Origin of the sequence: uncultured Roseibium sp. (assembly GCF_947496995.1) — a bacterium.
Classification (GTDB): domain Bacteria; phylum Pseudomonadota; class Alphaproteobacteria; order Rhizobiales; family Stappiaceae; genus Roseibium.
Window position 1 is genome coordinate 639,245 of the sequence record NZ_CANMFD010000001.1, and the last position, 11,494, is coordinate 650,738.

The 11,494-nt window shown below is 57.8% G+C and carries 9 protein-coding genes, 1 tRNA gene and 1 pseudogene; 7 read left to right on the forward strand and 4 right to left on the reverse strand.

Annotated elements, in window-relative coordinates; genetic code table 11:
• Nucleotides 1–220: 220 nt before the first annotated feature.
• A complete protein-coding gene (locus Q1B40_RS02870; RefSeq protein ID WP_299809703.1) occupies nucleotides 221–1,249 on the reverse strand; it encodes a YafY family protein in 1,029 nt (342 codons plus the stop codon).
• A 225-nt stretch (nucleotides 1,250–1,474) separates the two neighbouring features.
• On the opposite strand from Q1B40_RS02870, the gene Q1B40_RS02875 reads away from it, so the two are divergent.
• Nucleotides 1,475–1,726, forward strand: a complete 252-nt coding sequence (locus Q1B40_RS02875; RefSeq protein ID WP_299809706.1) for a DUF1127 domain-containing protein — start codon at nucleotides 1,475–1,477, stop codon at nucleotides 1,724–1,726.
• A gap of 125 nt (nucleotides 1,727–1,851) precedes the next feature.
• On the opposite strand, the gene Q1B40_RS02880 is transcribed toward Q1B40_RS02875, so the two are convergent.
• Nucleotides 1,852–3,114 carry an MFS transporter gene (locus Q1B40_RS02880; protein ID WP_299809709.1) on the reverse strand — a complete coding sequence of 421 codons (1,263 nt, stop codon included), beginning with the start codon at nucleotides 3,112–3,114 and terminating at the stop codon, nucleotides 1,852–1,854.
• A gap of 474 nt (nucleotides 3,115–3,588) precedes the next feature.
• Entirely contained in the window at nucleotides 3,589–4,563 is a 975-nt protein-coding gene (locus Q1B40_RS02885; protein ID WP_299809711.1) for a complex I NDUFA9 subunit family protein, read from the reverse strand.
• Between the two features lie 191 nt (nucleotides 4,564–4,754).
• Between Q1B40_RS02885 and Q1B40_RS02890 the strand changes: the two genes are divergently transcribed.
• The 6 genes and pseudogenes from Q1B40_RS02890 to Q1B40_RS02915 all read left to right on the forward strand — a co-directional run bounded on the left by Q1B40_RS02890 (nucleotide 4,755) and on the right by Q1B40_RS02915 (nucleotide 9,362).
• Nucleotides 4,755–4,841: transfer RNA gene (locus Q1B40_RS02890), tRNA-Leu, on the forward strand.
• 198 nt (nucleotides 4,842–5,039) lie between these two features.
• Entirely contained in the window at nucleotides 5,040–6,221 is a 1,182-nt protein-coding gene (locus tag Q1B40_RS02895; RefSeq protein ID WP_299809714.1) for an integrase arm-type DNA-binding domain-containing protein, read from the forward strand.
• 18 nt (nucleotides 6,222–6,239) lie between these two features.
• Nucleotides 6,240–6,881 (forward strand): hypothetical protein, encoded by a 642-nt coding sequence (locus tag Q1B40_RS02900; RefSeq protein ID WP_299809717.1) that lies wholly within the window; start codon nucleotides 6,240–6,242, stop codon nucleotides 6,879–6,881.
• A gap of 189 nt (nucleotides 6,882–7,070) precedes the next feature.
• The gene (locus tag Q1B40_RS02905; RefSeq protein ID WP_299809720.1) at nucleotides 7,071–7,277 is read left to right on the forward strand and encodes an AlpA family transcriptional regulator; all 207 of its coding nucleotides are present in this window, start codon (nucleotides 7,071–7,073) and stop codon (nucleotides 7,275–7,277) included.
• Nucleotides 7,278–7,391: 114 nt separating this feature from the next.
• A complete protein-coding gene (locus Q1B40_RS02910; protein WP_299809723.1) occupies nucleotides 7,392–7,586 on the forward strand; it encodes a helix-turn-helix domain-containing protein in 195 nt (64 codons plus the stop codon).
• Between the two features lie 85 nt (nucleotides 7,587–7,671).
• A pseudogene (locus Q1B40_RS02915) lies at nucleotides 7,672–9,362 on the forward strand (DUF927 domain-containing protein).
• 689 nt (nucleotides 9,363–10,051) lie between these two features.
• Here the strand turns inward: Q1B40_RS02915 and Q1B40_RS02920 are convergent.
• The gene (locus Q1B40_RS02920) at nucleotides 10,052–11,458 is read right to left on the reverse strand and encodes an exonuclease domain-containing protein (protein WP_299809726.1); all 1,407 of its coding nucleotides are present in this window, start codon (nucleotides 11,456–11,458) and stop codon (nucleotides 10,052–10,054) included.
• Nucleotides 11,459–11,494 lie beyond the last annotated feature (36 nt).

Sequence of the window (11,494 nt, forward strand, 5' to 3'; positions counted from 1 at the left end):
TTGGATCGCGGCGCGCTTTCCTCGCGCGGTCATCCCGGACCAGTGAGACGCCGGTCGAACGCCGATCCGGGATCCAGACATATTTCGCGCCAAAGGCGTGGCATTCATGAATAAAGAGTTCGCTTTGCTCGCGCTGATACGCTGGTTTCCGGATCGGCGTGCGGCGTTCACTGCACGTGTCCGGAATGACCGGGCACCGATCAGACCTGATCCATTGGCCTCAGGCGGAAAGGTCGAGCGGCGGCCCGGTGTCATAGAGCGCCGCCAGCTCCGCAAGCTCCCGCGCCAGTTCCCGCCGCAGGCCGTCCGGCCCGACGAGTTCGGCGCCCGGGCCGAGCCAGCGGACCAGCGGCAGAATGCGCGCCGGTTCCGTTGAAGGGATGCTGATCAGCACCCTGCCGTCCTCCGCCGGGGTGAACACCGCATGGCGGTAATACCAGTCGGCGCCGAGCTTTTGCGCCTGGCGCGAGGTGATCAGGATCTTGGCGATCTCCTCTTCCTGCTCCCAGCGGCGCATCGCGCGTGAGAGCCACGTCCCGCCGAGCAGGCTCTGGATGGAGAAGTCCTTGTCGGGCCGAAAGAAAAGCCCGCTGACAGCAAGGTTGCGTACCCGGTCGGCCCGGTAGACCTTGACCACGTCCGTGTCCACGCAGCGCCCGGCAAGATACCAGTGATCGCGGTCGAACAGGACGCCGCGCGGTTCGACGTCATGGTCCTTCACGGTCTTGCGGGCGGGGTTCACATGCTCGAACCGCACGCGCTTGCCCTCAAGGATGCCGGTCATGAAACCGTCCAGCGCCTTCTGCCAGTCCCCGCTCGGCTCAGCCTTGGTGCCCGAATGGAAGATATCCGCCGGGATCGGCTCGATGCCGACGATCCGTTCGGCGTCCTTGAACAGCCCGTGGACGCTTTTCGGCAGCGAGGCGAGCAGCTTCTGCTCCGCCGAGGTCAGGTCCGCCGCCAGCGGCACCATCCGGCTGGCGCGCACCATCGCCATGGCCGCCAAAAGCGCAGCGGTCTCGTTGCGGGTCAGGGCGACGGGCGGCTGCAGGTAGCCGCTGGCCAGCCGGTAGCCGCCTTCCGCGCCCCGTTCCGCATCGACCGGCACGCCAAGGGCGATCAGCCGGTCGATATCGCGGTAGATCGTTCTGAGCGACACCTGGAAGCGCTCCGCCAGCACCGTCGCCGGGATGAGTTTGCCGCCGGTCAGAAGCAGCAGGATGCCAAGCGCGCGTTCAATCGGGTTCATCGGACGGTCTCACGGGAAAGAATCTCGAAAAAAGCATATCTCGGGAACATAACGAGATCAAACCTGACTCCCTGCTGTCAGGATTGGCCTGTCATTCTTCTCTTGTCCCCGGCAATCGGGACCGTGTCGCCGCACTTTCAGAGATCCACCCGGAAAGCGGATGAAGCGACGGATTGATAATGCAAGAGCCTCCGGCCCGCGCCGGAATGCTCCGGGAGAAAAGAGATGAGCATTGAGATCGAAACTGTATTCCACCGCCGCGCGCGCAGCCGCAGCCTTCTGGTATCCGGCCTGCTGGTGTCTGCCCTTGGTGTATTGGCCGCTGAACTGCGCAAGTATTTCCGCCGCAGGGCAACTGCCAGGGCCTTGGCTCATCTGAGCGCGGACGACCTGAAGGACATCGGCCTGGCCCGCACCCAGTTCGGCTATCGCGAGTTGCACCAGGACCGGCTCGGCGCCGACTACTGGAACAACTGAAGCGCGTGCCGGCGGCCAGATCAGCGGGCGTTAAGCCGGAAACGGCTTGTCGCCCAAAAGCTGATCGATTCCTTGGTGTGAGAGCATCTTTTGGGCGGTTGTTAAACGCCCGGTGCTCCAAAGGATCAGCCGCCGGACCGGCGCGTCAGCGCCTTGATCTCCGGCTTGTTCCAGGCCAGGAACATCACCGCAAGCGCCGCGATCGAGATCGCGATGACCCCGTAGAAGGGCAGGTTCAGGTTCAGGCCGATCAGCTCCCCGCCGAGCAGCGAAACCACGCCCGCATCCAGGGTGAAGACGGCGATGGTCACGCCCATCACCCAGCCCTGCCGGTCGTCACTGACGGAGGCCGAATAAAGCCCGAGAAAGGTCGGGTAGGCGATGCCGAAGATGAAATAGAAGCAGAAGACCGGAATGAAGGTGAGGATCGCCACGGGCGATGCCAGGAAGCCGGCGGCCGAGACGGCCCACACCAGAAACGTCACAGTCAGGATGGCCTCCTTGCTGAAGCGCTTTTGCGCCGGCACCACCAGGAAGGTGCTGGAAACGGCCAGCGCCACGCCAATGGTGAACATCACCATCGAGCCCCCGAGCGTGCCATAGCCGAAACGGCTGCTGAGATAATTGTCGACGAAGATGTAGAACGACATGTTGGCGAGGTGAAACAGGACGAACACCGCCGTCAGCCGCATCACCTCGGGATATTTCCTGATCTGCCACAGCAGCTCGAAAATCTCCGCCGGACGGAAGACGAAGGGCGGCCGGTCGGCCTGCCCGTCGCGCTCGCCCCGGAAGGCGGTCAGCACCAGCACGATGGCCACCGCCACAAGCGCCAGGCAGGCGTAGAACGGCAGTTTCACGCTGGCGATACTGCCGACGAAGGCCGGGTCGGAGAGAAAACCGCCAATGATCGGCCCGCCGACGAGCCCGAAGCTGACGCCGGTGATGATGTAGCCCATGTTGCGGTTGCGGTCCTCGTCGTCGCTGCTGCCGTCGATCATTGCCGCCTGGGCGATAGGCTGGTTGCCGGCGGTCAGCCCGGTGATCGCCCGCCCGAGGATAAGCAGCGTGAAACTGTTGAGGTAAAGCGCGGCAATGGTCAGCGCATAGCCGCCGAGTGCACCGACGAGGCAGATCAGGATGGCGTTCCTGCGGCCGATCACATCGGAAAGCCTGGAGACATAGGGCGCGCCGAAGAACCAGCACAGGAAGAACACACCGATGACCAGCCCGTAGTCGAAATGCCGCGCCGCCTCCGACGTCTCGCGCGCCAGCATCGGCGACCCGGTGTCCATGATCAGCCCGTTGAGGATCGGAAACACCAGTCCCTGACCCAGCAGATCGACGAACACCACAAACAGAAGAGTGAATTTCGCGGGATACGACATCGGCACTCCTTGGCAAAAGAACCGATGTCATCCCACCTTAAAACCGACCGAATTGCCACCCCTGAATTTTCCAGCAGTACCGCCACCCGCCGCAGCCTGATCCCCTTCCCCCTTGTGGGGAAGGGTTAGGGATGGGGGTACACCGCGCCAGCGGTATCGGAGGTCGAGGGTCCGCAACCCCCACCCCTGACCCCTCCCCACAAGGGGGAGGGGAATCCGGCCGCCGCGAGATCGTGCCCAGATCACAACGCTTTCCGCTGAAGGATTACCCGCAAGCCAAAGTCCCGCAGCCCAAACCAGGTGCCGCAGCCTGATCCCCTTCCCCCTTGTGGGGAAGGGTTAGGGAAGGGGGTACACCGCGCCAGCGGTATCCGGCCCGGGCCTCACCCCCCGCCCTCACGCGAATCGCAAAACGTCCCGGATCATGTCCGGGACGGCAACAGGCCTGGCTGAAAGTGCAATGGCGCCTCGGCTCTACGCCGGGCGGTGGGCGTCGTACTGGCCGTGCTCGCGGTAGCGTTCCAGATAGGTCGGCAGCACGGCGGCCAGTGTGGACGGGGCGATGCCGAGGCCGTCCAGGGTGCGGCCGTCCGCCTTTGCCACCTCGGAGACGACATTATCGGTTTTCAGCAGCTCCACCTGGTCGGCGGTGAACGGCGCCATCGGGAACAGCTGAAACACCTTGCCCATCGCGGAAGCGACCGGGAAGGGGATCGGCAGCAGCGTGCGCGTGCGGCGGGTGACCTCGAGTGTTTCTTCCAGGCACTCGCGGAAGCTCTTGATCTCCGGCCCACCAAGCTCATAGACCGCGCCGGCGGTCAGATCGCCGTCGACAGCGCGCGCCGTCGCTTCGGCCACGTCGCACACATAGACCGGCTGGAACTTCGTCTCGCCGCCGCCGAGCAGCGGCAGCACCGGCGAAAAGCGTGCCATGTCGGCGAACTTGTTGAAGAACTCGTCTTCCGGGCCGAAGACGATCGACGGCCGCAGGATGACGCTGCCGGGCAGGGTCTCCAGAACGCCTGCCTCGCCCACAGCCTTGGAACGTGCATAGGCGGAGGAACTCTCCGCATCCGCGCCGATGGCGGAAATATGCGTGATGCCGGCAAAACCGGCGGCGCGGGCCGCCTCGGCGATGGCGCGCGGGCCGAAGGCCTGCACCGCATCGAAGGACTGTTTGCCGGAAGGCGCCAGAATGCCGACCGCGTTGACGACGGCGTCCGCGCCGATCACGGCCCGGTCGATGGACCAGCGGTAGCGCAGGTTCGCCTGCACCGCCATGATCTGCCCCGGCATGCCGAGCGGCTGCAGGTGCGTCGCCAGATCCGGCCGCCGCACGGCCACCCGCACCCGGTAGCCGCGTTTGGCCAGTGCCTGGACGATATGGCGGCCGAGAAAGCCCGAGCCGCCGAAAACCGTGACGAGTTTGCCGTTAAGGGAAGTGGACATCCTGAAATGCCTTCTGTCGCGCCGAAAAAAGAACTGTCTTGCCCCGGGCGTTTGCCCGGCTCTCCCCCAGTCTCTTAGCCCTTTGCGGCCGGTGTGTGAAGAGCCGGGGAGGAGCTTGGGAAGAATGAACGCAAAAAGTAGCATTCCATGATTGACAACCCGTAACCTCCCCCTTACAAGCCCCCCTCACAGCCCAGGTGGCGGAATTGGTAGACGCGCTAGCTTCAGGTGCTAGTGCTCGAAAGGGCGTGGAGGTTCGAGTCCTCTCCTGGGCACCAAATTCCCGTTTCGGACAGTCTACCAACGTCCGAAACACTCAAAAAAAGCTCCGGTTCGCCGGGGCTTTTTTTGTTTCTGGTGTCCGGTGTTGTCCGGTGGTGTGTGTTGGTATCCGATGCATTTGTTGGTACTATTTTCCTAAAGAGACCAACAAGCCTGAGATTCGTGTTGGTCTCTTCGGAATTGCGAGACCAACAATGCCGCTGACCGATACCCAACTTCGCCGCCTGAAAGCGCCCGAAAAAGAGAAAAAGTTGAGTGATAGCGACGGTTTGTATCTGTTGCTGAAGCCGACGGGCGGGCGCCTGTGGCGCTTGGCCTACAGGTTTGGAGGAAAGCAGAAGGCCTTGGCGCTGGGCAAGTACCCGCAGGTTGGTCTTCTGGAAGCCAGGCAGAAAAGGGATGCGGCAAAGGTTCTGCTCGCGAAGGGCATCGACCCGTCTCAGAAAGCGAAGACGGAAAAAGCGGAGGCTGCTCTTTCGAACGGAAACACCTTTAGCAGCATCGCCGATGAGCTTCTCGAGAAGTTGGAGCGGGAAGGCTTGGCCAAGACCACGCTGACAAAAAGGCGTTGGCTTTTGGACATGGCCAGGCCGGACCTCGGAATGCGCCCGGTCAAGGACATCACGGCTTCCGAAATCCTGGTCCCGCTGCGCAAGGTGGAGGCGCTGGGCAACTACGAAACGGCCCGCCGGCTGCGCGCGACTGTCGGTCAGGTCTTTCGCTATGCGATCGCAACGGCGCGTGCGGAAAACGATCCGACCTTCGGCCTCAAGGGCGCGCTGACGACACCCAAGGTGGTTCACAGGGCGGCTATCACCGACTGGCAGCGCCTTGCAGGGCTCATTCGCTGCATCTGGGACTACGAAGGTTCCTACGAGACCCGTGCGGCACTCAAGCTGATGGCGCTGCTCTATCCGCGGCCCGGAGAACTGAGATTGGCCGATTGGGCCGAATTCGATCTGGCAAAGGCCACTTGGACGGTCCCCGCAGCCCGAACCAAGATGCGTAGGGAACACAAAAAGCCCTTGTCTGGTGCTGCAGTCGAAATCCTTCAGGACCTGCACCAGTTGACCGGAAACCGGCCGCTGGCCTTCCCCTCTGTTTCATCACCAAAACGTCCTATCAGCGAAAACACCATGAACGCCGCTCTAAGGCGGATGGGCTTCACCAAGGAAGAGATGACCTCGCACGGCTTCCGGGCGACAGCTTCGACGTTGCTTAACGAGTGCGGCAAGTGGAACCCCGATGCGATCGAGGCTGAGCTTGGCCACGTCGGTGCTGACGAGGTGCGCCGCGCCTATCACCGTGCAGCTTATTGGGGAGAGCGTGTGCAGATGGGGGAGTGGTGGTCAGCGCAAATCATTTCCATCAGCTGATTGGATTGGACATAGCGGGTGAAACAGATGGAACATAACTCAGACGTATCGAAATTTTGGCGTTTAGCTGAAACCGTGAACGTTATTCAGGCTGCTCTTCTGATTATCGGTGTCGAACCTCAATCAATTGAACACAACGTCGAGATCTTACGCCCCGAGCAACGACCGCAGGATTATATTGCTGCACGGAACGCAATTGTTAGCGCGATCGAGAATGGTGTGCTTCAGGGAAGCATTAAAAGAAGAGAAATACCTTCTGATCTCCGCGTTGTACCTTCCAACCGCGATCGCGACCTAGGACCCGATTACTCGATATCGAGTGTTAGTGTATTGAGTCTCATCCATTGGCTAGACGAACGAGGATTTGAGACAGAAGCCTTCAAATTGCCAGCTAATGCGCCATTGGGGTTTCGTGACCCTTCGCATTCTCGTTACTCGCCCAAACTGATGGCGGTCGTAGATGCTTGGGAGAGCTTCGATTCTGAGCTACACGAGCCTGGAACGCCGAAGCAACGGATCATGAAATGGTTAAGGGCACATGCCGACAAATATGGATTGATCGACGATAGAGGAAATTTCCTTGAGAATGTGATCGAAGAATTGGCCAAAGTCGCTAATTGGAAAACAAAGGGCGGAGCATCGAGATCAAAACAGGATTAAAGTGGTGCATGTTATTTATTTAATTAATTCAATATCTTGTTAAATATCTGAATCGAGTTGAAAGTTCTCCTTCAGATAACATGGTGCAAGCAGGTACCTAATCTGGTGCAAAAAAACTCGGACCCGCCAGTCTATTCTGTCACCCGATAATCTCGGATGTCTTCATCACCGAAACAACGGAGATGAACGATGTCCAACCTTGACGAACTACCTCAGACCGGATTCCCCCGGCTGAAGTCCATATTAGCTCCCAACGGCCCTATCCCAGTCAGCAAGTCCACTTGGTGGGCCGGCGTGCAAGATGGGCGCTTTCCCCAGCCCGTGAAGCTCGGCGAGCGCATCACCGTTTGGCGCGTCGAGGACATCCGTGCGCTTCTTGAAAAAGGCGCAGACTGAGATGGCTGGCAGGCGTCCGAACGGGCGCCGGATCAAGATCCTCCCAATCCAACACAACAGATAAAGTATTTGCGCTGGGCACAGAAAAGACCCGGGGCATTGGAAAGGTTCGTCATGAGCGATACAGAAAAACTCGCATTTCAGATTGTCGAAGCAGCCAAGATTGTAGGTGTCAGCAGATCAAAGCTTTACGACGAAATCCAGCAGGGGCGATTGAAAACACGGAAAGTCGGGCAGCGCACACTCATCTTGAAGAGAGATCTTCAGGCCTGGTTGAACGACCTGCCTTCTGGTCGGGGAGGTTGGTAAGATGAGCTCACCAGACAATTCAGATGGAATAGTGGAGTTCTCCCGGATCAACGGTGGGGAAGTTCTTTGGCCAAAGAGCTTTTCAATGCAAGGAGATGGGCTCTACCATCAGAATCAAGAAAAGGGTGAGCCACAAAAAATATGTGGTCCCTTCTATGTGTTGGGAATGGCGCGCGACAAGTCGAATTCGGAATGGTCGATTTATCTCAGTTGGTACGATCCGGACGGTAGCCCCCACAAGGAGAAAATCGCGCTTGCTGATTTGGTTAGCCAAGGAACAGATTGCTTTAGAGGATTGGTATCTCGTGGGTTTCCGCTGCATGCATCTTCAGGATCCTTACAGAAATTGAAATCAGCGCTGGGCGGCGTCAAATGCAAAAAGCGTGTAAGGCTGATCGAGCAAACAGGGTGGTTCGAGGATAACTTCGTGCTTCCTCATGAGGTCCTGGGGCGACGCGACCAGGAGATCGTATTTACGAACGTCTCACATGCTGCGCTTTACGGCAGGCTTGGAGAGCTGGACGACTGGCGAGAAAACGTGGCGGCGCTTGCAAGCGGAAATACTCGGCTTGTCTTCGCGATCTCCACGGCCTGTCGGGGCCCGTGATCGCGCTTATGAAAGAGGAACCACTCGGCATCAATTTCTTCGGCAGCTCATCGACCGGAAAATCCACTCTTCTGAAAGCCGCAGGTTCAGTTTGGGGTGGAGGTGGACGCTCTGGTTTTGTCCAGAGCTGGAAGAGTACGAACAATGGCTTGGAAGCGTTGGCAAAGGCCCACTCAGCGACTTGTCTATGCCTGGATGAATTGGCCGAACTTGACGCTCATGGGGCGAGCGAGACGATCTATTTCTTGATCAACGGCCAGGGGAAGTCGCGTGCCGATCGATTAGGAGAGGCTCGGCCTCGCGCAACTTGGCGAATGCCCATTTTGTCCTCTGGGGAGATAACCCTTGAGGAAAAAATCAAAGAGGGGGGACACATACCGAAACAGGGGCAGAGCGTGAGATTCGCCGACGTACCTGCTGATGCAGGAAAGGATCTTGGTGTCCTGGAGCACGTTCACGGAGAGGAAGCGTCGTCCATGATTGAGAAGATCAAGGACCATGCGCTTCGCTATTACGGAGTCGCAGGACCGGCTTTTGTTGAGCAACTGACTGAAGCAGTAAATATTTGCTCTGTCATCGAAGCTTCAACGAACAACTTGGTAAAGCAATGGGGGCAGAACGGCGCTGACGGACAAGTTTTGAGGGTCGCGCGCCGTTTTGCGATGATCGCGGTATGCGGAGACCTAGCTTCAAAATGGTTGGATTTTGCTTGGCAAAAAGGTGAAGCCAACAATGCAGCAAAACGCTGCTTTGACGCTTGGCTTGAGAACCGCGGTCATGCATACGCTGGAGAGTTGGTGCAAGCGACTAACGCGATCAGGGACGTAATCACGGAACATCGTGACATCCATTTCCCTGTTCTGCGTAGGCAAGAACATGAGAGCGCTCCCTCAGTAATCTCAAGAAGCAAAAGAGAAGTCTGGGGATACCAGTTTGAAATCCAAACTGGCGAGAAGCTTGTCGGCTTCACTCGAAAAGCATTTGAAAGGGCTATCAGAGGAATAGGGCAATCGACGGAACTTGCCAGAATTCTGCATTCCAGCGGATTTCTACACACAACAAAAAGCGAGCCTGGAAGGTTCACCTACGCCAAAAAAGTGCGCGGAAACACGGTCCACCTCTATGCTTTTCGTGAAGCGGTTCTTTTTGAAGATGAGGAGGACATCTGAACGAGAACGGGTTTTTCTGGAGCTTGACTCTGGAACCGTTGGAACTTCTGGAACTCAATAGAAAACAATAGCTTGTAGGTTCCGGAGTACGAGCTTCTCGGAAACTTCTCGGAGCCGCTTAAGCATCTGAACTTATTGCGGTTCCAAAAGTTCCAACGGTTCCGGCGTAAAATTGCATCGTCAAGGACACCAAATTTATCATCGATTTGCCCAGCGCTTGGGGAGGCAGATGTTAAGTTTCTTATCAAAACGGGTGCATGACAGGGGTGTTTTCAGACCATTCCGATAACAATTGGAGTGTTTTTGATAAGGACCACGTAAGGAGTTTAACATAAGGGAGAAAATAAGATATTTGTAAAATCAATAACTTATCGAAGAAGAAAGGCCAAAATGTTAAAACATGTTAAGGTTTTTCGCGGATTTTCGAGTTTGGAGGCTCAGAAACGGGCCCGTGTCGATTTCATTGAGCACCTTTCGGCCATGTGGGGTTGCGGTTGTTCAATTGAAGGCTAAATGTTTGGATACCGTTCCCGCTAATCCGCCACCCCGATCCGACTGCGCTATTTGGGAGCTTCGTCTGCTCGGCCTGGCTAGCAGTATAGCGCGTGGAGAAGATGGGGACGAAATTAAGAGGTCGCTGACCCCTCATGGCATTCCGCTGTCGAAGCCAAATAAGTGAAGCCGAAAGTTCAGTTGAGAAACCTTCCAGCCCAATCAACCTGGCGGTTGAAACGCGCCATGTGACCCTTAAGAAGCTCTGCGTCTGATCCCACTGCAGTGGCTAAAAGGTCCTGTCCCTCCTCGATAGCCTTTGAAAGCGTCAACCATGGAACGGAGCCCTCATTATTCACCAGACGGCGTGCGACGGCCTCGTCGAAGCGAAAACGCATGTCATCGGGCAGAACTTCCGGAGCTTCGGAATAGATGAGCCGTTGGCCCAGTCCCTTGTAGCGTGGATCGGCAAGATCCTGCAGCACGGCTAGTCGGTCTGCCCAGTCCGCCTGATGAAACCGTTCCATCGCGAGCGAATCAGCCCGGCTTGCGAAGCCATCGTAGATCTGTTCTTCCAGATGCTCCGAAGTTTGAAATGGTTCGCGTGCATCCAGGATCAGATCAAGCAGCCTTTTGCGTATGCCTTCATCGTCTCGAAGCTGTTTGGCGCGTGACCTAAGTTCTGCGAGATCTGGAGAGGTTTCCCGAAGAAGCGTCGGAGCTTCCTTGATAGGCCACAGCACTGGCGCGGCGTTCATTTTGAGACTGCGAACCGGTTTCGGGCGACGTCTTATTGCAGACTTCAGTTCCGTGTCCGTCAGTCGCAGCAGCTCTTGCGGGTCGTTGGTCAGGTCGAGGACAAACAGCTCAGATGAATTTACTGGGTTTGGGCCAATAGGCGCGACATACCAGGAGTAGGAGCGACCGAAGTAGAAATCAGTCATCGCGAACAGTTCATGCACGGCAAGGAACTCGGAGACCTTTGACTTCCGGGACAACTGCAGACCGCGCCACCAAAGATCCGGCGTCTGTTCGGCAAGCAGGCGGCACATGTGAATAGTCGCCTCGACGTCGGCCATGGCATCGTGGGCGTTGTCGTGCGAAAAGCCGTTCGCCGGTGAGAGCCTGTCGAGCTTGAAGCTCGGCCTTCCGTTATCGCCATGAGGAATAATGAAGGCATTGGGCTTCAGCAGGACGGCCGCTTGCAGCAGCCGCAGAGTGTCGGTTCTCCCGTTACCGTGACTGTTTGTCAGGTAGGGCTCCGAAAGTGTTTTATAAAAGGCTTGCCGGAGCAGGGGTTCATCAAATCCAAGGCTATTGTGGCCGATAAATACAGCTGGAGACCACTCCAGAACCTTGTTCCGGATTTGTCGAACCATCTGATAGTGACTTGGCAGGGTAGGGTCGTCGAGTTGTTCAGCCGTCACACCTGTCACGCGCATGGCACCGGGTGAGGGGACAACGTGCTGTAGGATCCGGCAGCGCATCTCAAAGCGCTCCAGTTCTCTGAAGGCCTCGTCCGTGCGGATCGCACCAAACTGCAGGATCTGGTCGAACGCAGTATTGGTTCCCGTCGTTTCGGTATCGTAGAACACGTACGTCATCGTCCGATCCTGTTCTGGAGCCGGCTCTAAGCAATC

What these genes read in the sequence shown, in the direction of transcription:
- Q1B40_RS02905 (WP_299809720.1), top strand. Translation starts at nt 7,071, where the DNA reads ATGTCCAACCTTGACGAACTACCTCAGACCGGATTCCCCCGGCTGAAG.
- Q1B40_RS02895 (WP_299809714.1), top strand. Translation starts at nt 5,040, where the DNA reads ATGCCGCTGACCGATACCCAACTTCGCCGCCTGAAAGCGCCCGAAAAA.
- Q1B40_RS02880 (WP_299809709.1), bottom strand. Translation starts at nt 3,114, where the DNA reads ATGTCGTATCCCGCGAAATTCACTCTTCTGTTTGTGGTGTTCGTCGAT.
- Q1B40_RS02870 (WP_299809703.1), bottom strand. Translation starts at nt 1,249, where the DNA reads ATGAACCCGATTGAACGCGCGCTTGGCATCCTGCTGCTTCTGACCGGC.
- Q1B40_RS02920 (WP_299809726.1), bottom strand. Translation starts at nt 11,458, where the DNA reads ATGACGTACGTGTTCTACGATACCGAAACGACGGGAACCAATACTGCG.
- Q1B40_RS02910 (WP_299809723.1), top strand. Translation starts at nt 7,392, where the DNA reads ATGAGCGATACAGAAAAACTCGCATTTCAGATTGTCGAAGCAGCCAAG.
- Q1B40_RS02875 (WP_299809706.1), top strand. Translation starts at nt 1,475, where the DNA reads ATGAGCATTGAGATCGAAACTGTATTCCACCGCCGCGCGCGCAGCCGC.
- Q1B40_RS02885 (WP_299809711.1), bottom strand. Translation starts at nt 4,563, where the DNA reads ATGTCCACTTCCCTTAACGGCAAACTCGTCACGGTTTTCGGCGGCTCG.